The organism is Burkholderia paludis, assembly GCF_000732615.1.
GTDB lineage: Bacteria > Pseudomonadota > Gammaproteobacteria > Burkholderiales > Burkholderiaceae > Burkholderia > Burkholderia paludis.
Genome location: NZ_JPGL01000058.1, coordinates 33892 through 53743, shown reverse-complemented (window position 1 = coordinate 53743; position 19852 = coordinate 33892). Strand labels below are relative to the sequence as shown.

18 protein-coding genes and 1 riboswitch are annotated in these 19852 nt (G+C 67.6%); of the genes, 7 read left to right on the top strand and 11 right to left on the bottom strand.

Annotation, left to right across the window (positions count from 1 at the left end):
• Positions 1 to 95: 95 nt before the first annotated feature.
• Positions 96 to 1217 (bottom strand): DJ-1/PfpI family protein, encoded by a 1122-nt coding sequence (locus GQ56_RS0129345; protein ID WP_081894990.1) that lies wholly within the window; start codon positions 1215 to 1217, stop codon positions 96 to 98.
• Between the two features lie 89 nt (positions 1218 to 1306).
• Here GQ56_RS0129345 and GQ56_RS0129340 point away from each other — a divergent pair, with 89 nt between their 5' ends.
• Complete coding sequence (locus tag GQ56_RS0129340) at positions 1307 to 2317, top strand: GlxA family transcriptional regulator (protein WP_031402055.1); 1011 nt, start codon at positions 1307 to 1309, stop codon at positions 2315 to 2317.
• Between the two features lie 185 nt (positions 2318 to 2502).
• Here the strand turns inward: GQ56_RS0129340 and GQ56_RS0129335 are convergent, their stop codons facing one another.
• The 4 genes from GQ56_RS0129335 to GQ56_RS0129320 form a co-directional block, all read right to left on the bottom strand.
• Positions 2503 to 2934: a hypothetical protein gene (locus tag GQ56_RS0129335; RefSeq protein ID WP_052001359.1), complete on the bottom strand. Its 432-nt coding sequence runs from the start codon at positions 2932 to 2934 to the stop codon at positions 2503 to 2505.
• 43 nt (positions 2935 to 2977) lie between these two features.
• Positions 2978 to 4822: a S10 family serine carboxypeptidase-like protein gene (locus GQ56_RS0129330; protein WP_031402053.1), complete on the bottom strand. Its 1845-nt coding sequence runs from the start codon at positions 4820 to 4822 to the stop codon at positions 2978 to 2980.
• A 749-nt stretch (positions 4823 to 5571) separates the two neighbouring features.
• The gene (locus GQ56_RS0129325; RefSeq protein WP_052007359.1) at positions 5572 to 5877 is read right to left on the bottom strand and encodes a hypothetical protein; all 306 of its coding nucleotides are present in this window, start codon (positions 5875 to 5877) and stop codon (positions 5572 to 5574) included.
• The gene (locus GQ56_RS0129320) at positions 5874 to 6332 is read right to left on the bottom strand and encodes a DUF6402 family protein (protein WP_031402051.1); all 459 of its coding nucleotides are present in this window, start codon (positions 6330 to 6332) and stop codon (positions 5874 to 5876) included. Before GQ56_RS0129320 ends, GQ56_RS0129325 begins: the two co-directional genes overlap by 4 nt.
• 385 nt (positions 6333 to 6717) lie before the next feature.
• Positions 6718 to 6886, top strand: a riboswitch (yybP-ykoY riboswitch).
• Positions 6887 to 6951: 65 nt separating this feature from the next.
• On the opposite strand from GQ56_RS0129320, the gene GQ56_RS0129315 reads away from it, so the two are divergent.
• Positions 6952 to 7962, top strand: a complete 1011-nt coding sequence (locus GQ56_RS0129315; protein ID WP_031402050.1) for a sodium:calcium antiporter — start codon at positions 6952 to 6954, stop codon at positions 7960 to 7962.
• A 108-nt stretch (positions 7963 to 8070) separates the two neighbouring features.
• Here the strand turns inward: GQ56_RS0129315 and gstA are convergent, their stop codons facing one another.
• Positions 8071 to 8703, bottom strand: coding sequence for a glutathione transferase GstA (gene gstA / locus GQ56_RS0129310; RefSeq protein ID WP_031402049.1), 633 nt, complete (start codon positions 8701 to 8703; stop codon positions 8071 to 8073).
• A gap of 136 nt (positions 8704 to 8839) precedes the next feature.
• On the opposite strand from gstA, the gene GQ56_RS0129305 reads away from it, so the two are divergent.
• Positions 8840 to 9232 (top strand): winged helix-turn-helix transcriptional regulator, encoded by a 393-nt coding sequence (locus GQ56_RS0129305; RefSeq protein ID WP_031402048.1) that lies wholly within the window; start codon positions 8840 to 8842, stop codon positions 9230 to 9232.
• A gap of 32 nt (positions 9233 to 9264) precedes the next feature.
• Positions 9265 to 9633 carry a hypothetical protein gene (locus tag GQ56_RS0129300; RefSeq protein WP_031402047.1) on the top strand — a complete coding sequence of 123 codons (369 nt, stop codon included), beginning with the start codon at positions 9265 to 9267 and terminating at the stop codon, positions 9631 to 9633.
• Here GQ56_RS0129300 and GQ56_RS0129295 read toward each other — a convergent pair.
• Positions 9630 to 10178, bottom strand: coding sequence for a YbhB/YbcL family Raf kinase inhibitor-like protein (locus GQ56_RS0129295; protein WP_063962875.1), 549 nt, complete (start codon positions 10176 to 10178; stop codon positions 9630 to 9632). The genes GQ56_RS0129300 and GQ56_RS0129295 overlap by 4 nt on opposite strands.
• A 218-nt stretch (positions 10179 to 10396) precedes the next feature.
• Between GQ56_RS0129295 and GQ56_RS0129290 the strand changes: the two genes are divergently transcribed.
• Positions 10397 to 11260, top strand: a complete 864-nt coding sequence (locus GQ56_RS0129290) for an XAC2610-related protein (RefSeq protein ID WP_031402045.1) — start codon at positions 10397 to 10399, stop codon at positions 11258 to 11260.
• Positions 11261 to 11442: 182 nt separating this feature from the next.
• The gene (locus GQ56_RS0129285) at positions 11443 to 12825 is read left to right on the top strand and encodes an MFS transporter (RefSeq protein WP_031402044.1); all 1383 of its coding nucleotides are present in this window, start codon (positions 11443 to 11445) and stop codon (positions 12823 to 12825) included.
• Between the two features lie 56 nt (positions 12826 to 12881).
• Here the strand turns inward: GQ56_RS0129285 and GQ56_RS0129280 are convergent, their stop codons facing one another.
• The 4 genes from GQ56_RS0129280 to GQ56_RS0129265 form a co-directional block, all read right to left on the bottom strand.
• A complete protein-coding gene (locus tag GQ56_RS0129280; RefSeq protein WP_031402043.1) occupies positions 12882 to 13958 on the bottom strand; it encodes a C45 family autoproteolytic acyltransferase/hydolase in 1077 nt (358 codons plus the stop codon).
• Between the two features lie 89 nt (positions 13959 to 14047).
• Positions 14048 to 15616, bottom strand: coding sequence for a DUF3138 family protein (locus GQ56_RS0129275; RefSeq protein ID WP_031402042.1), 1569 nt, complete (start codon positions 15614 to 15616; stop codon positions 14048 to 14050).
• 87 nt (positions 15617 to 15703) lie between these two features.
• Positions 15704 to 16819 (bottom strand): polyamine ABC transporter substrate-binding protein, encoded by a 1116-nt coding sequence (locus GQ56_RS0129270; RefSeq protein ID WP_031402041.1) that lies wholly within the window; start codon positions 16817 to 16819, stop codon positions 15704 to 15706.
• Between the two features lie 228 nt (positions 16820 to 17047).
• Positions 17048 to 18772 (bottom strand): amidohydrolase, encoded by a 1725-nt coding sequence (locus GQ56_RS0129265; protein WP_031402040.1) that lies wholly within the window; start codon positions 18770 to 18772, stop codon positions 17048 to 17050.
• 249 nt (positions 18773 to 19021) lie between these two features.
• Between GQ56_RS0129265 and GQ56_RS0129260 the strand changes: the two genes are divergently transcribed.
• Positions 19022 to 19852 (top strand): helix-turn-helix transcriptional regulator, encoded by an 831-nt coding sequence (locus GQ56_RS0129260; protein WP_031402039.1) that lies wholly within the window; start codon positions 19022 to 19024, stop codon positions 19850 to 19852.

Below are 19852 nucleotides of genomic sequence, written 5' to 3'. Positions count from 1 at the left end.
GCGTCTTCCACACGCCATCGCGCGCCATCCGCATCCGGCGCCCTCCATTCGCATTCGACCGACAGGCGGCGCCGCGACGATGCGCGGCCGCGCCGCTACCTCGGATATTCCAGCAGCAAAGCCACCCAGTCGGACGTCGCGGCGCCGTAGCGCGACGCGATGTCGTCGAGCACCCCGGGCAGCACCGCATCGCCGCGCCGCCCTTCCGGCACGACGATGCGTGCATGCGCGGCGCCGGCCGGCTGCGTCAGCAGCCGCAACCCGTGCCGCGATACGATCTCGCGCGCGTCGGCCGTCGCGACGACCCCGCTGCGCCACGTCCGCGCCCACGCATCGGCGGTCAGCGCCACCGGCAACTCGTCGAACCCGTCGTCGACCGGCAGGTCGAACGTCTCGTAGCGCCAGAACGCCACCCGGTTCGCCAGCGCCGCCATCGTCGTGCGCGCGCTCAACGCGAACCGGCGGCCGTCGTGTCGATCGCTCCACGCCTGCACGCCGATGTGCCGCGCGGTCTCGCGCGCCGCCGCGGGCCCGGCCAGCGCGCTCACCAATGCAAGCGACGCCGGCAGCGACGCCGACACGCCGCTCGTCGTCATCACGTTGCCGTCCATCACGTAGCGGCGATCGTCGATCCAGGTCGTATCGGCAAAGCGGCGGCGCAGACCATCGCGCGAATACCAGTGGGACGTCGCGACACGGTGGCGCAGCAGGCCGGCGTTCGCGAGCACCTCCGCGCCGTCGCAGATCGCCACCATCGTCGCGCCGCCGGCGGCCTGCTTGCGCAGCCACGCCAGTACCGCCGGGCTGTCCGCGCGATGCAGCGCGGGCACGACGACCGCATCGGCCCCGGCAGGCGTCGCGGCGTCGAACCGTTCGAAGGTCGTGTCGGCCAGCATGCGCAGCGCGGGCATCAGCTCGACGGCCCCCGTGTCGGCCGACACGGCGACGACATCCACCGCGCCGGACGCCTTCAGGATCGAATAAGGGACGATGAAATCGGTCGTCTCCGTTCCCGCGTTGTCCGCGACGATCGCGACGATCGCGACGAGCGGCCGCGCGCGCCCGTCCTTCGGTGCGGCCGTGGCCCGTGCCGCAGCCGGTGCGTCCACCGTCGCGGCGTACGCGATCGCCGCCGTCCATGCCCACACGCCGGCCAGCGCGCACGCAAGCAGCGCCGCCCATGCGCACCGCGCATTCCGTCCCGTTCCCGTTCGCATCGCCCGCCCCGCGTCATTCGATTGCACGTCCGGGAAATTACAAGGATCATGCTCGCGGTCACAAGGACAACTCCACCGCACTTCCCGCCATGCCCCAGCCCCCGCAACCGGTACGCGACGTCGTGATCGTCGGCTTCGAAGGCGTCCAGTCGCTCGACATCACCGGCCCGATGGAAGTGTTCGCGGTCGCGAACCGTTACCTGCCGGATCATGCGACGCCGTACCGGCTGACGCTCGCGTCGCAGGACGGAGGCGACCTCGTCACGCATGCCGGCCTGCGGCTCGCGGGCCCGACCGCGCTCGCGGCGCTGCCCGCGCGGCTCGACACGATCGTCGTCGCCGGCGGCAGCGAAGCGGCGCTGCGGCACGCGGCGTCCGACGCGGGCGTGCTGCCGTGGCTGCGGGCGCGCGTCGCCGACACGCGGCGCATCGCGAGCATCTGCACCGGCGCGTTCGTGCTCGCCGCGGGCGGCTGGCTGGACGGCCGGCGCGCGACCACGCACTGGAACCAGTGTGCGACGCTGCAGGCGCTGCGCCCCGCGATTCGCGTCGAGCCCGACGCGATCTACGTCAGCGATCCGCCCTTTCATACCTCGGCCGGCGTGACGGCCGGCATCGACCTGTGCCTCGCGCTCGTCGAGGCGGACTGCGGCACGCCGACCGCCGTCGCCGTCGCGCGCGAACTCGTCCTTTTCATGCATCGCCCCGGTGGGCAGGCGCAGTTCAGCGTCGGACTCGGCACCCTGGCCGGCGCAACGCCGCGCATGCGCACGCTGCTCGCCGAGATCGCCGACGATCCGACCGGCGATCTCGGCGTCGCCGCGCTGGCCGCGCGCATGCACATGAGCGAGCGGTCGTTTGCGCGCAACTTCCTCAGGGAAACCGGGCGATCGCCCGCGCAATTCGTCCTGGCGGCGCGGGTCGAGCGCGCGAAGGCGCTGCTCGAACGAGCCGACTGGCCGCTCGAACGAATCGCCGAGCGGTCGGGATTCGGCAGTGTCGACGCGCTGCAGCGCGCGTTCGCGAAGCAGGTGGGCGTAACGCCGCGCGACTATCGCGCACGCTTCGGCGCGCGACGCCACGGGCAGCCGGCAGCGTAAGCCGTCCGCAACGGCACGGCGCGCGAAGAAGCTGCGGGGAAAGGTTCGCATCGGGCTACCGGGCCGAATGCGCCCGGCGCCGACACGCGTTGGCCGCGTGGAGATCGGTAGAAATGAATCGGACGGCGGCCGCCGGCGCACATCGTCGCGCCGGCGGCCGGCCGTCATGCCGCTACACCGTTACGTCACTCGTCCTGCTGTTCCTGCTGCGCCTGCACCTGCCGCTGCTGGATGAACTGCCGCACGTCGCTCAGCGTCACGCGGCCCGTGTGCTTCGAGTCGATCTCGTCGAAGTGTTTCGACACGAACCCGAGCCCGCTGCTCTGCGCCTGTGCCTTCGTCACCGCCGCGCCGTTGCTCAGCACCGTATTGGCGCCGAGCCGTGCGTCGACGCGCTGCTGGGCCTGCTGCTGCAGCGTCGAGCCGGTCGACGGCAGCACCGGCGCCACCCGCGTGGCGGGAAAGAACGGACCGTCGACACCGCGCCCGCCGTGCGGCAGCTTCACCGGCGCCACCGCCTGCGGCGGCAACGCATGGGCACTGCTCATCACGGCACCGAGGACGATCAACGGAGACATACGCCGCATCAAATTGATTAGGGACATGATCACTCGCATTCAATGGATGAATTGAGGGTTCCTCTGACAAGGAGTCCGTCGCTCAGGGCGCCGCCGCCAGCGTCGTCGCGGCCGTCGCGCCCGGGATGCTGCCGGTCGGCACGCTGGCCGGGTTCTCGTCCGGCCACGGCGGCGGCAGCGTGTGCAGCGTCAGCGCCGTCGGAATCCGCTTGCCGTGATAGAACGTCCTCAGGTCCCGCTTCATCTGCGGCCGGGCGACGTCGTCCAGGTAGATCATGTGGCCGCCCTGGAAGAAGTTCACCTGCAGCTTCGGATTCAGGCCCGTCACCGTCTGCAGCCGCGCGAGTTGCTTCTCGGTGTTGAAGAACGGCGTCGCGAGATCGTGGAAGCCGTTCTCCGAGAGCACGCGAAGCTGCGGGTTGAGCTGCAGCGCGCCGAGCAGATCGGGGATCGTGTCGGGCATCGGCTGGCCGTCGTGCGTGAAGTCCCAGACGCCGATGATGTTGTCGTTCAGCGGCAGGTACGTCGCATTCGGCGCGGTGTAGCCGAGGTAATCCGGCATCTGCGTCGCGAGCGCGTTCGTGAACGGCTGCGAAATCAGGATGTCGGACGGATCGCCGTCGCTCTGCAGGCGCGGATCGGAGTTCGGCAGCGACACGCGTCCGTCATACCGGCCGATCGTCGTGCCGGGCAGGAGGCTCGTGCCGAACGGGTTCGCGTTGAAGTAGCCGCTCAGCGCCTGTTGCGTGAGGCTCGACGGGATCGACCACAGCCTGAGCGTCGCATTGCTCGGGAACACCGGCGTGCCGAGCGCATCCGGAATGCCGAGCTGGCTCAACACCCACGACTGCGAGTACTTCTGCAGCTGGCTGTAGATCAGCGTCGTGAACAGTTCCGTCTGCAGTGCGTACAGTCCCTGGTTCACCGGGGCCGGCGACACCTGGTTGAAGTACGCCGCGACCGCCGCGTAGCCGGGCAGGTAGCCCGCCACGGTATCGGTATCGAGCAGCAGCCCTTCCGTCGACTGCGTGATCGCCACCGCTTCCGTCGCATCCGCGAAGTAGTTCAGGATCGCCGACTGCAGCACGATGCCCGTCAGGTGCACGCCGGCGGATTCGAGCGCGAGCGCGAGCATGTCGGTACGAGGCGTGCCGTACGATTCGCCGTACAGATAGATCGGCGACGTGCTGCGGCTGTTCACGTTCAGGTAGCGCTGGATGAAATCGCGCATGATGTTCACGTCCGCGTCGGAACCCCAGTATTTCTGGTTGGTGTTCGGCAACACGGCTTCCGACAGCCCGGTTCCGGGCGGGTCGATGAACACGAGGTCGGTGGTGTCGATCAGGCTGTCGGCGTTGTCGACGATCGGATAGTTCGGCCAGTTGTTGCCGAACAGCGGATCGGGCGTGGCCACGCGCGTCGGCGCGAACGAGCCGAGACGCAGCCAGATCGACGACGAGCCGGGGCCGCCGTTATAGACGAACGTGACGGGGCGCGGCTTGCCGTTCTTGCTCGGCGCGGTGTACGCGACATACGACATCGACGCTTCCGCGTTGCCGTTCGCGTCCTGCGCGGTCAGGTGGCCGGTGGTCGTCGTGTAGTTGACGGTCGTGCCGCCGTTTTTCCACTGGTAATGCATGACCGCCGCTTTTTCGGACACCTGCGCGGCGGCCAGGCCGTCGGTCGCATTCATCGAATACGCGACCGGGTCGACGTAAGGCTGGTTGGCCGGCGTCTGGTTGCCGGCCGCTTGCGCACTGGCCTGCTGGCTCGCGGTGGCCTGCGCGAGGCTCGACGCGCCGACGGACGACGAATCGTCGCCGCCGCATGCCGCGAGCGCCAGTGTCATGACGGTCAATGCACCTAGCCCGGCCCACCGGCCGTGACGACCACGGCGGCTGCCGGTACTGCTCCTGTCTGGTTTCATCTCTATCCTTGTGCTGGTTCGGATACCACTTCACAAAGGCCGCCAACGCCTGCGACACGCGCAGGCCGACCCGCCACTCGCGTTGCACGGTCGGCAGTCGGCGGTTGGGGATGGGACTTCTCGGAGACTGAACTTGATACAGACACAGCAAACTGCTGGCGAGAATGGTGCTCGGACGCGCCCCCTGCAGTTTGAACAACTTTTATATAACCAAAATTTACAACAACATCAAAATAGGCGGTGCTGCGCTGCGTTGTCAAAGATCATTCGGATATTAAAAATCCCGCAATGATGCTAACGGCCGGCAGTGTCTGGCAATTGAAAGAAAGGCGGATTATTCGCGATTCGGGCGCCTCATTCGCAATGCTGCGCCGAATACCTTACTTTTTTCGCACCGCCAGGCGGCCTTTACTGCCTTGACGCGGCACGCCGAAAGCCTTCAGATCGACAGGATTTTTCTTTCATTTTAATTATCTTCCATCGATTAATGCAGCACGAAGGCGCGCATAGTCATTCATTCAGCTATTCGATTCAATCCGGCCATTCTTCAATCGCAACAACAGCCCGGATCGCATCGCCCATAAAATACCGATTACGCCAATTCGAAATGATTTCGGCGGAATTATTTACCCGGATTCCCACGGACTTTGCCCGGCGAGGCGAGGAGCGAAGGGCGGCGTGCCGCGCGACCGCCCCTCGCCCGCGTTCACGCCGTTACCAGCGCCAGCCGCCCGGCATCGCGATGTCGATCAGCACCGGATCGTGATCCCGCGAAGGCTGACGAGATAGAAGCATGCCAGGAAGCCCAGCGTGACGATCGTCAGTCCCGCGGGCATCGTTCTGCTGAAATGGCCGATATTTCCAACAAGCCGGTAGACGCAGAGCACGAAGATGATCGACGTGATGGCGAAGATCGTGCTCTTCGCATTCTTGAGCGAGAAAAGCGCGATCGCGTTCGTGGCGTCCGCTGGCAGGAACATCCACGCAATGGCGACAACCAGGCATGTGACGACAACGGTCGAGACCGCTTTGAGAATCACGGCGGTCGCCTTCATTGCTCGGCCGGGACGGTTCTGCAACCGGTATCGAATTTCAGAATGATCGGTTTGTCCAGCTTGATGCGTTTGGGGCGACTGTAGACCATGAAGTCGCCACCACGATTGTGCGCCGACCTCCAGTCGCAGTACGTCTTGTCATGAACTGGCCGGTAGACATCCTTCGCCAGGAACTTCCGAAAGAAGCTGGTGCGTTTGTCGATCGGCTTGTTGACCTCCTCGCCCGCGGGGAGATAACGCCATTCTTCAATAGTCGAGTTCCCGACGCTCAAGTGACTGCTTTTGAAAAAATCGTTGACCGCCGCGGCAAAGGACAGAACCATCCCGTTCCTGTTCCAGTGGCCGAGGTATTGGCTCTTGGAAAGCGAATCGTCGTTGAACGAATAGCTGTCCTTGATGCAGACATAGACGTGGGTAATCCGAACGAGAGGCTCGAGACAGAATGTGTCTCGCATCCCGCCACGAACGTCCTTGACGAAATCGCACCGCGATCACACGAAGAGGGTCGCCAATCGCCCATCAATACCGTCGCAGATTGTCGGTCCATGTCAGTCGCTCCGGCATGGTTGGCCTGCCGGCCCTAAAAGGGCAGTTGCAGCACGTCACCGACGAGATGCGCGTGTACGGCAGCGACGGTTCTGCCGGGCGGTCAGGTCAACCTCGTCTTTGACAAGGAGCACTTCCGCCTCTTTTGCGCCCAAATCTGTCGGCCCCACGACCGACACGACACATCGGCCAGGTAATTGCGTGCTCGGTCATTCAGCATCTCCCCATACCCGCCGACCCGACAATGCCGTTCGAAATGAAGGCTTGTCGAAAGCGATTCGCTCGGCTAGACTGCCCTTCGTCTTTGGGGAGTAGCCTGCTTTCCATCCCCGGAAAGCGAACGCGTCAACACACTCGGCCTGCGGCCGTGGCGCGTTCGGCCTGATCGGCTTGGCGAGACCATGGGCGCATCGCGTCGTTCCTGGTCGGACGTCGGCGGATGCGCCATGGTTCGTCAGCGTCCGACCACGGAGTCCCCATGTTCCCCGCCGCCTTCTCCCCCTGCACCGCCGCCTGCGGAGGTGCCGCATGACCTTCATGTTTCTCGAACTGGCGTTCATGCTGGTCGTCATCCTCATCGCCGCCGAAGTCTTCACGAATGCGCTCGAACACCTCGGCGAACGCCTGAAGATTTCCGAAGGCGTCACCGGTTCGCTGTTCGCCGCCGTCGGCACCGCGCTGCCCGAAACGATGGTGCCGCTGCTCGCGCTGGCCGGCGGCACGGCAAACCGGGCCGTGAACGAGGAAATCGGCGTCGGCGCGATCCTCGGCGCGCCGCTGATGCTCGCGACGCTCACCACCTTCCTGATGACGCTCGCCGTGATCCGTTCGCGCGGGCTGCGCGGCACGATCGCGCCCGAACGGACCGGCTTCGTGCGCGACCTGAATTACTTTCTCGCCGCGTTCTCGCTGGCCACCGCCGCGATGTTCGTCCCGCATCACGCGTGGGCCGTGCGCGCGCTGCTCGCCGCGATGCTGGTCGGTATCTACGTGCTGTATGTGGTGATGACGTTCCGCGCGTCGAACCGGCTCGTCGATGCCGGGCACGGCACCGAAGCGCCGCACACGATGTTCCTGTCGCGCCTCGGCGTGCCGACCAACCTGGCGACCATCGCGCTGCAGTTGCTCATCGGCCTCGCGCTGCTGGTCGGCGGCGCGAAGGGTTTCATTCACGGCGTGGAAGGCGTGTCGAATGCGCTCGGCATCTCGGCGCTGCTGCTGTCGCTGATCATCGTGCCGATCGCGACGGAGCTGCCGGAGAAGGTCAACAGCGTGCTGTGGATCCGCCGCCGGAAGGACACGCTCGCGTTCGGCAACATCACCGGCGCGATGGTGTTCCAGGGCACGCTGCTGCCGGCGATCGGCATCATGCTGACGCCGTGGGAGCCGCGCCCCGAAGTGCTGACCGGCGTGATCGTCACGCTCGCGGCGGCCGCGTGGCTGCGCTTCAATGCGCGCACGCGCGGCCTCGCGATCTGGGCGCTGCTCGCGAACGGCGCGGGGTATGCGGGGTATCTGTTCCTGACGTTGAGCCGCTGAGCGTCCCCAGCCGCCGCGATCCCGCTGACGCGGGGCGACCGCAGCATGCCGGCGCGAAGGATGCGCCATCGCCTCGATCGCCCGCGCCGCGCCAGGTGACGACGCCGGCTACGCCGCCAGCCCGTCCGCCGCCAGCGCGGCCTGCACCGCCGGCCGCGCCCGCACCCGCTCGTACCACGCACGCAGGTGTTCATGGCGGGTGAGGTCGATATCCGCGTTGTACACCGATCGCATCCATTCGGCCTTGCCCCAGCCCGTCAGCGCGAACAGGTACGCATCGGCGACGGTGAACGTGTCGCCCGTCAGGAACGTCTTGCCGGCGAGCTGACGGTCGATCCACGCGAAGCGGCTGTCGAGCTTGGTTCTCGCCGGATCGACGTACTTCCCCGCCTGCACCGCGTAGAGCAGCGGAATGAAACCCTTGTGGATTTCCGCCGTGAGGAAGTTCAGCCACTCCATCAGCCGATAGCGGTCGAGCGTGCCGTATGCGGGAGCGAGCCCGGTTTCCGGCCGCCGATCCGCGAGATACTGCGCGATCACCGGCCCTTCGCGCAGCAGCGTGCCGTCGTCGAGTTCGAGCAGCGGCACGTAGCCCAGTTCGGTCACGTCGTAGTAGTTGCGGCCGTCCTCGACGAGATGCTTGCGCGCGTCGACCTTGACGATCTCCGCGTCGAGGCCGCCTTCGCGCAGCACGATGCAGATGGCCTGCGAACAGCTTCCGGGAGCGTGGTAGAGCTTCATGTATTTCCTTCGTGGGTTGTCCGTGTATCGATTCGCCGCGACGCGGACGCTAATATCTCGCATTGGCGCACGGCTGAGAAGACGGCAGTCGTTTGTGCCGTAGTCACAAAAAATTTACCGATCAGGATTCAGCACGATGAAAACGAGTGCGACAGGATGTTCCGTTGAAGAAGCGATGCGCCTGCTCGGCGGCCGCTGGCGGCTGCTGCTGGTGTCGTATCTGCTCGACGGGCCGCGGCGCTTCAGCGACCTGCGGCGCGACATGCCGGGCATCTCGCAGCGGATGCTGACGCTCGACCTGCGCGCGCTCGAGGACGCGGGCCTCGTGCGGCGCACCGTCTACCCGGAAGTGCCGGTGCGGGTCGAATACGATCTGACCGCGGACGGCGACCGGCTGCGGCCCGTGGTCGACGTCATGCGCGAATTCGGGCTGTGGCTGAAGGCGCGCGACGCCGATGCGTCGTGCGATGCCGGCGCGATGCCCGACACCGCGCGCACCCTCGAAACGGCCAGCCACGCTGGCCGGTAATTCCCGACAACCCCCAAGCAGGAACCCCGTACATGGAACTTCACGCCACCGTCGGCGCGGCGACGTCCGATCTCGACGACGACGACAGCTTCGCCAACATCTACTGCCTCGACGCGGAGCAGAACTATTGCTTTTCGCTGTTGCGCTTTCCGGACGATTCCCAGATCGAAGTGATGGTGCTCGACCAGCTCAACTGGCGCGTCGAGGATCTGTCGGTGCGCCTGACGGACCATACGATCGACGTCGAACTCGAACCCGACGTCGCCGCGCGGCTCGACGGCCAGACCCGCTACGTGATTCATCTCGCGCCGGGCGACTACGATCCGGTCAGGCTGCGCGCGGCGCTGAAGGAAATCTTCGTCGGCAAGAGCGGGTATCGCGACGAGCGCACCCGCGACTAGCGGCTCATCCGCACTACCATCGTCGCCTTCGCGATGGCCTCGCCGTGCGCGACGTAGCCGACGACCGCCGGCGTCGCGTCGCGATCGACGGGCAGCTTCGCCGCCCTGAGCGCCGTCAGCGTGATGACGTAGCGATGCGTCTCGCCCGTCGGCGGACACGGGCCGAGATAGCCCGCTCGGCCGGTGTCGTTCTTCATCGCGACGGCGCCCGCCGGCAATCGCGCGGCGTCGTTGCCCGACCCGCGTTCGATGCCGCCGGCCGACGCCGGAATGTCGGCGACGACCCAGTGCCAGAATCCCGACCCGGTCGGTGCGTCGGCGTCGAACATCGTCAGCAGGTAGCCTTGCGTGCCTTCCGGCGCATCGTGCCATCGTATCGACGGCGAGACGTTCCGGCCGTGGCAGCCGAAGCCGTCCGATATCTGTGCGTCGTCGAACGCGCGGCCGGCAAGTTCTACGCTTTCGATCGAGAAATCGCCGGCGCGCGCCGTTCCGGCGACAATCATCGCGACGCAAAGCGCGAACCCGGGCTTGAATATTTTCATCGTCTGTCTCGCCGGCAAGCAGGAATGGAGCGGCCATTCTTGCAACCGCGCCGGCCTCGAACAAGACCAGCGGCGGTACCGGTATCGCGACTACCCGGCAGCGCCCGTCCTGTCCCGTCCCGCTCGCGGAAAAAACCCGATGCCGGTACATTGCTGCCCAGCGGGGGCCGGCCCCGGCCGGCTCCGTATCGTTCACGTCCTTCTTCCTCGCCCCGATCATGACGCCTCCCTCGCGCCTCCGTTCGCTGCTCCGCCGCTCCGCGCTGCTGCTCGCCGCCTGCGCATCGCCGGCCCTCGCCGCACATGCGGCCGGACCGCTGCTCACGTTCAAGGTCGACGACACCGTCACCGCCCGCGTCGAGCGCGCCGACGGCCAGCACCTCACGGTCCGCTTCCTGCCGAGCGGGAAAACGCAGACGCTCGACGTGACCGTCACCGACGAGGACGGCCACTACCACCTCGCCGCCGACGACTACAACTTCGACGGCCACCGCGACCTCGCCGTGTACGCGATGCTCGGCATGGTCAACGAGAGCTACGGCATCTACCTGTACGACCCGGCCCGCCAGCAGTTCGCGCCGCTGCAGATGCCGGCGGCCAACATGCCGCACGGCAACTGCGACGACCTGATCAACGTGCAGGCGAAGCCGAAGGAGCGCACGCTGTACAGCTCGTGCCGCGGCGGCCCGATCTGGTACACGGATGCCTACCGTTTCGACGCCGGCGGAAAGATGTACCTGTACCAGTCCAGCGAAGCGATTCCGGACGACCTGCGCGACCTGCTCGACGGCGACAGCGGCCCGTCGTCGATGCTGCTGACCTACGACGAACACGGCAAGCGCGTGTCGCGACGCCCGCAGGCGTACGACGCCGGCAAGGTCACGTTCAAGGTGCGCCCGGCCCGCCTGCCGCTGCACGACACGATGGCCGACACGCCCGCGCGCCGCTACGTCGTCGCGGGCGACACGGTCGAGCTGATCGACGCGAGCGACGATTTCCAGTGGCTGAAGGTGCGCTATCGCAATCCGCATGCGGGCGCGGTGCAGGGCTGGGTCAGCGCGAAGGAAGCGATGGGCGGCTGATGTACGCGGCGGCGTTGCAGCCGCCGTTTCCCACATATTGAGCGCGTGACGTCCCATTAATAGGGATACCTGTTCAAATGTTGACGCACCGCGCGCCACGGCTCTAACGTTCGCCCCAACGCCATTCGCTCCGGCCGCCCCGTTCACGGGCGCCGGCCGCGCACAGAACACAGGAGACAACCGTGGCCCCTTCCGCGTCGCGCACCCGCGCCAACCCGCCCGAGCCATTGCCCGCGCATGCCGGCACGCCATCCGGTTCCGCCGTTCGCGCGGAAGCGGCACACGCGACGCCGAGCCGCAAGCGGCTGCTGATCCTCGCGCTGCTGTTCGTCACGGTCGTGATCAACTATCTCGACCGCAGCAACCTGTCGATCGCCGCGCCCGCGCTGTTCAAGGAGCTGAACATCGATCCGGTTCGCGCGGGCCTCGTGTTCTCCGCGTTCGGCTGGACCTATGCGCTGATGCAGATTCCCGGCGGCTGGCTCGTCGACAAGGTGTCGCCGCGCGCGCTGTATGCCGGCGCGCTCGCGCTGTGGTCGGCCGCGACGCTGCTGCTGGGCTTCGCGGGCTCGTTCGTCGGGCTGATCGTGCTGCGCCTCGCGGTCGGCGCGCTCGAAGCGCCCGCCTACCCGATCAACAACCGCGTGGTGACGACGTGGTTCCCGACCCGCGAACGCGCGAGCGCGATCGGCGGCTACACGTCGGGCCAGTTCGTCGGCCTCGCGTTCCTCACGCCGGTGCTCGCGTGGCTGCAGGTGCATCTCGGCTGGCACATGGTGTTCGTCGCGACCGGTCTCGCGGGCATCGCGTGGGCCGCGATCTGGTACGCGGTGTACCGCGAGCCGCGCGCGTTTCGCGGCGTCAATGCGGCCGAGATCGCGCTGATCCGCGACGGCGGCGGGCTGGTCGACCTGGAAGACCGCATCGCGGCGCGCGGCGCGCGCACGCCGTCGACGTGGCGCGACCTCGGCATCGTGCTCGGCCGGCGCAAGCTGTGGGGCATCTATCTCGGCCAGTTCGCGCTGAACTCGACGCTGTGGTTCTTCCTCACGTGGTTTCCGACCTACCTCGTCAAGTATCGCGGGATGGACTTCATCAAGTCGGGCTTCCTCGCGTCGCTGCCGTTCCTCGCCGCGTTCGTCGGCGTGCTGTGCTCGGGCGTGCTGTCGGACTGGCTGATGCGGCGCGGCGCGTCGCAGGGTTTCGCGCGCAAGCTGCCGATCATCTCGGGGCTGCTGATCTCGACCTGCATCATCGGCGCGAACTACGTCAGTTCGACGGGCTGGGTCATCGCGTTCATGACGATCGCGTTCTTCGGCAACGGCTTCGCGTCGATCACGTGGTCGCTGGTGTCTGGGCTCGCGCCCGCGCGGCTGCTCGGCCTCACGGGCGGCGTGTTCAACCTGATCGGCAACCTGTCCGCGATCGCGACGCCGATCGTGATCGGGCTGCTCGTGAACGGCGCGGACTTCTCGCGTGCGATCACCTACATCGCCGCGATGGCGCTCGTGGGCAGCCTGTCGTACGGGCTGCTGGTCGGCAAGGTCGAGCGCATCGACGCGTGAGCCGCGCGCGGGCGGCGCGCGCATGCCGCGCCACCCGCCGCCCGCCGGCCCTTCCGTCAGAACCGCAGGAAGCCGTCGCGCGCAAGCGCGTGCGGATTGCCGGCCACGTAGTCGAGCGCGCACGCATCGGTATCGATGCCGACGGTCAGCAGCGTTTCCCAGCGCTCGGTGTCGGGCATCGACAGGTCCGGATGGAAACACACGATGGCCCGGTCGCCGGCCGCGCCGCACATCGCCGCCGCGCGCTCGCGCAGGTCGGCGCCCGTCATCCCGCCGACGACCGTGTTCAGGTGCGCGAAGCGTTCGCGCGTGGTCGAGCTGTCGGGCATGCAGTCGCCGCCGCTCAACGCGCGGTCGAGGAAGTGGTTCGTATGCAGCAGCCAGCCGTCCGGACGCGGCACGACCACCGCCATGCCCGACGGGCTCAGTTCGATGCTCGCCGCGCGCGGGGTCTCGTCATGCCGCGTGAACACGGTCAGCACCGTCGACGCGCTCACGCGTGCGGTGCGTGCGAGTTCGATCGCCTCCTGCACCGTCGTCGCGTCTTCGAGCATGCGCCGCGCGATCGCATGCACGGGCACGCCGGCGCTACCGTCGTCGCTCGCGTGATGCAGGATGTTGAAGTGCAGCCCGAGCCCCGCGCTGTTCACGCCGAGCTTCGCGAGCATCCCGAATTCGGCGAACAGCTTGACGGTGCGGCCGTGCGGCGCGGCGAACCGCATCAGCAGCCCCTGCGGCGCGAGGCTGTCGTGCCAGTCCCACGTCTGCAGCGTGCGCGGCGCGTGCGGGCCGGCCGGCGCGTAGACGGTCGTCGAGCACTCGCCTTCGGCCGACGCGGGCGCGCTCGCGAGAATCTCGGTGCGCGCGTTCAGGCAGGCGAGCTGCCAGCGCGGCAGGTCCACGCCGTCGGCGATCGCCTCGATCTCGGCGGCGAGGCGCGGGCACCAGGCATCGAGCGCGGCCAGGCTCGCCTCGCCGATCGCCCGCGCGCGCTGCGGCGCGATGCCGAGCCTCGGGAAGAACGCGAGATACAGCGCGACCGTCTCGCGGATCTCCGGCGCGAAGCGCTCGCCGGTCAGGCGGCCCCGCTCGCGCGGGTCGGCAAGGTCGGTCACGAAGGTGTGCAGCTTCAAGGTCAAGTCTCCTGTGTCGAAAGAAATCCGGGCCCCGACGGCCCGGAGCGTGATGCGCGGCGGCGCCGGTCGGACGGCGCACGCGGCGCTCAGAACGTGTAGATGAACTGCATCCCGGCCAGGTCGTTGCTGCGCGAGTACGTGCCGTTGTTCTTCAGGAACACCGGATGGTTCGCGGCGTCGTGGCGGTATTCGAGCTTCACGGTGATCTGCTGCGTCGGGTAGAACAGCAGGTCGGCCGTGATCGCATAGCGCTGCGCCCCCTTGCATTCGGTGCCGTTCGTCGACGAGCCCTGGAAGCACGACGGATCGATGCCGAAGCCGCTCGTCCCGTTCACCGACGGGTTGCCGCCCGCGAGCCCGTACTGGATGTTCGTGCCGCCGCCGCCGTTGGCCGTGTCGTTCAGGTAGTCGAAGCGCAGCGTCGCGCCCATCCGCCCGATCCACGAGGTCGTCCACTTCGTATGGCCGAGCAGCGACATCCCGTACCAGCGCGCGGTGCCGCCGTTCCATGCGCCCTTCTGCAGCTCGCCGTAGTCGACCTGCGCGTTCACCTGGGTCTTGTCGTGCGTATAGGTCATGTCGGCCTCGACGTACTTGTAGAGGCCGGTCGGCGACGAACCGTTGCACTGGTAGCCGTAGCCGCCCGCCTGCGCGCACGGCGAGAACAGCGATTGCCGGCCCAGCATCCCGGAGATGCCGAAATCGTAGGCCGTCGACGTCGCGTTGTCGAAGCGCGCGGTGATCGTCGGCGTCCAGTTGGTCTTCGTCGTGTTGTTCGCCGCATTCGCGATCGCGCCGGCCGTGCGCAGCACCTCGTTGCCGATCACCACCTGCCAGAAGCGCGTCATGGCCGCGTTGGAGCCCTTCAGCCCGACGCCGATCAGGTTGCCCGGCTCGCTGAAGTCGTACAGCAGCCCGTGCGTGAGCGTCAGCATCTGGTTCGACGGCTGCACTTCGTAGCCGGCGAGGCTCGGCATCATGCCGATCTCGAAGGTCCGCGTCGTGCTCAGCGGCACGGTGACCTGCGCCTGCGTGACGATGTTGTTGCCGATGCCGCCGTGCGCATTGCTGAACACGTTGCCGAAGCCGCGGTTCGGCTGGATCACGATCTCCGCCGACGGCGCCATCGGGCCGACGCCGAAGGTCTTCTTGATGTCGAGGTAGATATCGCCGATCGTGCTGTTGTAGTAGTCGTACGCGCCCGGATCGTGGTTCAGGAACTGAAAGCCGGACGTGCGCTGCGCGCGGTTGAACAGGTACACGGGATCGACGTAGCCGGTGATGCTCAGGCCCGCCAGCGGGCCGGTGGTCGCGGCCTCCTGCAGCGAATCGACCTTCAGCGACGCATTCGCGATCTGCTCGCGCATCTGCTGCAGGTCGTCGTTCGTGAACGCCGGCGCCGAATCGGCTGCCGGTGCGACGGCCGCGGCCGTGCCGAGCGGGCCGGCCGTGCCGGGCGACGCGGCGGCCGCCGCGGCTGGCGCCTTCGCGGCCGCCATGCTCGCGCGCAGTTCGTTCACCTGCTGCTGCAGCGCGGCGACCTGCGCCTGCAGCGCCTTCATCGTGCCGGCGTCGGTCGCCTGCGGAGTGTGTGCGCATGCCGCAGCCGCTTCGAACGCGAGCAGGCACAGCGCCGTCATGTGTTTGATGGTCATGTGGTGGGTGATCGTCGGGACGAGCGCGCCCCCGCCCGCCGCGATCGGCGGCGGGACGCGCAAAGGATGGGCGGGAAGGCGGCCGGCTTACTCGGTCTTCAGCTTGGTCCAGAGACGGTTCTGCAGGCGCATCAGCTCGGGCGGAACCGGCTTGCTGAGGCTCAGCCGGCGGATCACGTCGGCGGGCGGGAACACGGCCGGATCGCTCGTCACCTCGGCGCGCACCAGCCGCTTCGACGACGGCACGGCCGACGGGTACGACGTGTCGTTGGTCAGGTTCGCGCTTTCCTTCTCCGACAGCACGAAGTTGACGAACTTCAGCGCGGCGTCGGGATGCGGCGCGTCCTTCGGCACCGCCATCATGTCGAACCACATCGCGCTGCCCTCGGTCGGGATCACGTACTTGATGTGATACGGCTTCTTCGCGGAAGCGGCCGCGATCCGCGCGGAGTTCACGTCGCCCGACCAGCCGAGCGCGAGGCAGATGTCGCCGCCCGCGAGATCGTTGATGTAGCTGCTCGAATTGAACTGCGTGATGTACGGCCGCACCGATTTCAGCAGCTCGTATGCGGCCTGGTAGTCGGCCGGGTTGGTCGTGTTCGGATCCTTCTTCAGGTAGACGAACGCCATGCCGAACGCATCGACCGGCGAATCGAGCACCGACACGCCGCAATGCTTCAGCTTCTGCGCATACTTCGGATCGAACAGCAGCGCCCAGCTGTCGAGCGGCGCGTCGTTGCCGAGCGCGGCCTTCACCTTCTCGACGTTCATCCCGAGGCCGTCGGTGCCCCACGTCCACGGAATGCCGTACTGGTTGCCCGGATCGTCCTTCGCCAGCACCTTCATGATTTCCGGATCGAGCAGCCCGTAGTTCGGCACCTGGCTCCTGTCGATCTTGCGGTAGATGCCGGCCTGCAGCTGCCGCGCCCAGAAGATGTCGGACGGCACGACGACGTCGTAGCCCGACGTGCCCGACAGCAGCTTCGCCTGCAGCGTCTCGTTCGAATCGAACTCCTGGTAGACGACCTTGATGCCGGTCGCCTTCTCGAAGTTCGCGATCGTCGCCTTGCCGATCGAATTGCCCCAGTTGTACACGTTGACGACGTCAGCCGCGTGCGCGACGGGCGCGCCGGCCCATGCGAGCCCGCCGAGCGCGAGCGCCGCGCACGCCGTTTTCAGATGCCTGCTCCAATCCCCTGCCATGGTTTCCTCCGTGGATTTCATGATCCGTCCGTCACGAACGGTGTGTGCTTCGGTCCGGAAAAATGTAGCCAGAGGAAATTGGCCGGTCTGCCCTGCCGATAGGGGGACACGCCGCACAATCGACACATTCGGCACATCCGGCGCACCCGGCGCTGGCCGGACGCGCCGGCCGGCGCGCGGCGCAAGCCGCCTGAAAGCCGGCGGCGCCGCATCGCCGGCCGCCCCCGCTCAGGAGGCCTGCACGCCCGTCCGCGCGCCGAAGTCGTCGCCCACGTGGGTGACGCGGCCGTCCATCATCGTCAGCGCGACGTCGATGCGGCCGATGTCGTACTGGCCGACCTCGAACAGGTCGTGCTCGAGCACGACCAGATCCGCGCGCTTGCCGGGCGTGAGCGAGCCGACCTCGTGCTCCATCCCGAGCTGGTACGCGCCGTGGATCGTGTACGCGGCGATCAGTTGCGGAATGCTCAGGCGCTCGGCGAGATCCGGGAACACCGGGGCATCGGGCTCGCCGGCAAGCTGGCGCGTATGGCCCGACTCGATGTGCTCGAGCGGCTTGTGCTGGCAGCGGCACTGGCACGCGAGGCCGTCCATGCCGATCGACACCGTCACGCCTTCGTCGAGGAACGTGCGGAACTTGTACATGTTGCTCCAGCGTTCGTGCCCGTAGTGGTCGCGCAGTTGCTCGGTGTACGCGTCGACCACGCCCCATTGCAGCTGCGTGTTCGCCATCACGCCCGCGCGGCGAAAGCGCGGGATGTCGTCCGGATGCGTGAGGAACGCGTGCGTGATCACGTGGCGCCGGTCGCGCGGCGGGTTGGCGCGGTTGACCGCGTCGAAGCCGTCGAGCGCCATCCGCACCGCCGCGTCGCCGACGCAGTGGACCATCACGTTCGCGTTCGCGCGATCGGCCTCGACCAGATAGCGGTTGAACGTCTCGGCCGGCATCGTCGGCGCGCCGCAGGTGTCGGGGCGGTCCGCATACGGTTCCAGCAGGTACGCGGTGTGGTTCGCCTCGGTGCCGTCGAGAAACAGCTTCAGCGCGCGCGCCTTCACGAGCGGCGAATCGTACTGCTCGCGGTAGCGGACGAGCGTGCCGACCGGATCGTCGATCTCGCCGATCACGGCGACGCTGCCGACCACGCGCAGCTTCAGGTCGCCCGCGCGCTCCATCGTCTGCAGCGTCTCGTACAGCAGCGACTGGTCGCCGCTCGGATCGAAGAAGCCCGCGTCGAACACGGTCGTCACGCCGGCCGCGCACAGCTTCTTCTGCCACGGCGGAATCGATTTGAGGTACAGGTCGATGCCGGTCGGCAACAGGCCGGCCGCGCTGATCCGCTGCATCAGCAGCGAGTAGGCGGCGCCGTCGACGATCAGGCCGGTCGGCTCGCCCGTGCGCGCATCCTTCTCGAACCAGCTCGCGCCTTCCTGCACGGGCGGCGTCGACGCATCGATCCCGGCGATCTCCAGCGCCTTCGAGTTCACCCACATCGAATGGAAATCGGTCGACAGCAGGCACACGGGGCGATCCGCGCAGATCGCATCGAGCGTCTCCTTGCGCAGCAGCGCCGGCGGAATCGTCGCCTGCACCCAGCCCATCCCGGTGATCGCCGGCTCGTCCGGATGCGCGTCGACGTACGCGCGCAGCGCGGCCAGCACCTTCTGCGGATCCTCGTGGTTCACGAACGCCTGGAACGCGAACGCGGTCGTCTCGAAGTGCCAGTGCGATTCGACGAAGCCCGGCAGCACGAGCCGGCCGGCCGCGTCGACCACCTTGGTCCGCGCCCCGACGTACGCCTGCACGGACGCCGTATCGCCGACGTGGACGATGCGGCCGTCGCGCACGGCGACCGCCTGCGCCCACGGCCGGTGCGGATCGACGGTGTAGACCTTCGCATGGGTGAGAACGAAATCCGCCGGCGTCGCGGCGGCGTGCGTCGGTTGCATCTGCATGGGCTGTCCTTTCGGGTGATCTTTCGGGAGATCGGGTTTTCGAAGTGCTTTCACTATAGGCAGACGATTCGCGCCGGTCTGCCCCCCCGCCGAGGGGGCCCGGGCGCGTTCCGGGCGCCGCGCGCGCGTTCCTGTCGTCGTTTTGGGGACAACGCGCGAAATCCGCCGGGTGAATCCGGTGAATTCCCGGCTGACGCATGCGCGGCGTTCGCGTAACGTCGCGCTGTCCCCTGCCTTCCTCGCCCGACCATGCGACTTCTCCAGCCCGACCCGGCCGCCCGCGGCCACTACCTGATCGGTGTGCGCCCCGACACGCTCGGCGCGACGCTCCGCGCGGTCGGCACGCCGGATTTCGTCGGCGCGGTCACGGAGTTCGTCAACGACAGCATCGACGCCGACGCCGTCCACCTCGAACGCTGGCGCGCCGACACGGGCAGCACGTCGGGCTTCGTCGTCGAATGGCTCGGCAGCGGCAGCCTGCGCTTCGCGGCCGATACGCTGCGCGTGATGGATGTCTACTACCAGGACTACTGCCAGGTCGACCCGCTGGTTGCGCCGCTGCGCGGCAAGGCCGGCACGCTGCTCGTGCAGCGCCATGTCGACGGCATCGCCGACGGCGAATTCCGCCGGCGGATCTTCGACGAGCCCGGCATCGGGCAGGAATGCCTGCTCGTGCACGGCAGCGCGCACCTGCAGTACGCGCTCGGGCTCGCGCGCACGGTCGGGCGCGCCCCGTTCACGACGGACGAACTGTTTCACTTCCGGCAGATGGTCGACCTGCTGTTCCCGATGTTCGAGCTGCATGCGCGCACCTGCGCGGCGCGGCGCGTGGCGGCGGTGTCGGTGAATGCCGCATCGCAGGCGGGGTTCGACGCGCGCCTCGAACGGCAGGACGTGCAGTTGTCGCGCCGCGAGCACGAGATCTGCCGGCTGCTGCTGTGCGGGCGCTCGGTGCCCGAGGCCGCGCAGCAGCTCGACGTCAAGCTGTCGACGGCCGAATCGTACGTGAAGCGCGCGTTCGCGAAGCTCGGCGTGCGCACGCGCCGCGAGCTGTTCGACTGGGTGCTCGTCGACTGCTGA

Coding starts and splice junctions, on each gene's coding strand:
- GQ56_RS0129345 (WP_081894990.1), bottom strand. CDS start 1,217: ATGCGAACGGGAACGGGACGGAATGCGCGGTGCGCATGGGCGGCGCTG.
- GQ56_RS0129300 (WP_031402047.1), top strand. CDS start 9,265: ATGGAACTTCACGCCACCGTCGGCGCGGCGACGTCCGATCTCGACGAC.
- GQ56_RS0129295 (WP_063962875.1), bottom strand. CDS start 10,178: ATGAAAATATTCAAGCCCGGGTTCGCGCTTTGCGTCGCGATGATTGTC.
- GQ56_RS0129325 (WP_052007359.1), bottom strand. CDS start 5,877: ATGAAGGCGACCGCCGTGATTCTCAAAGCGGTCTCGACCGTTGTCGTC.
- GQ56_RS0129305 (WP_031402048.1), top strand. CDS start 8,840: ATGAAAACGAGTGCGACAGGATGTTCCGTTGAAGAAGCGATGCGCCTG.
- GQ56_RS0129290 (WP_031402045.1), top strand. CDS start 10,397: ATGACGCCTCCCTCGCGCCTCCGTTCGCTGCTCCGCCGCTCCGCGCTG.
- GQ56_RS0129270 (WP_031402041.1), bottom strand. CDS start 16,819: ATGGCAGGGGATTGGAGCAGGCATCTGAAAACGGCGTGCGCGGCGCTC.
- GQ56_RS0129340 (WP_031402055.1), top strand. CDS start 1,307: ATGCCCCAGCCCCCGCAACCGGTACGCGACGTCGTGATCGTCGGCTTC.
- GQ56_RS0129330 (WP_031402053.1), bottom strand. CDS start 4,822: ATGAAACCAGACAGGAGCAGTACCGGCAGCCGCCGTGGTCGTCACGGC.
- GQ56_RS0129335 (WP_052001359.1), bottom strand. CDS start 2,934: ATGCGAGTGATCATGTCCCTAATCAATTTGATGCGGCGTATGTCTCCG.
- GQ56_RS0129320 (WP_031402051.1), bottom strand. CDS start 6,332: ATGCGAGACACATTCTGTCTCGAGCCTCTCGTTCGGATTACCCACGTC.
- GQ56_RS0129260 (WP_031402039.1), top strand. CDS start 19,022: ATGCGACTTCTCCAGCCCGACCCGGCCGCCCGCGGCCACTACCTGATC.
- GQ56_RS0129275 (WP_031402042.1), bottom strand. CDS start 15,616: ATGACCATCAAACACATGACGGCGCTGTGCCTGCTCGCGTTCGAAGCG.
- GQ56_RS0129315 (WP_031402050.1), top strand. CDS start 6,952: ATGACCTTCATGTTTCTCGAACTGGCGTTCATGCTGGTCGTCATCCTC.
- gstA (WP_031402049.1), bottom strand. CDS start 8,703: ATGAAGCTCTACCACGCTCCCGGAAGCTGTTCGCAGGCCATCTGCATC.
- GQ56_RS0129265 (WP_031402040.1), bottom strand. CDS start 18,772: ATGCAGATGCAACCGACGCACGCCGCCGCGACGCCGGCGGATTTCGTT.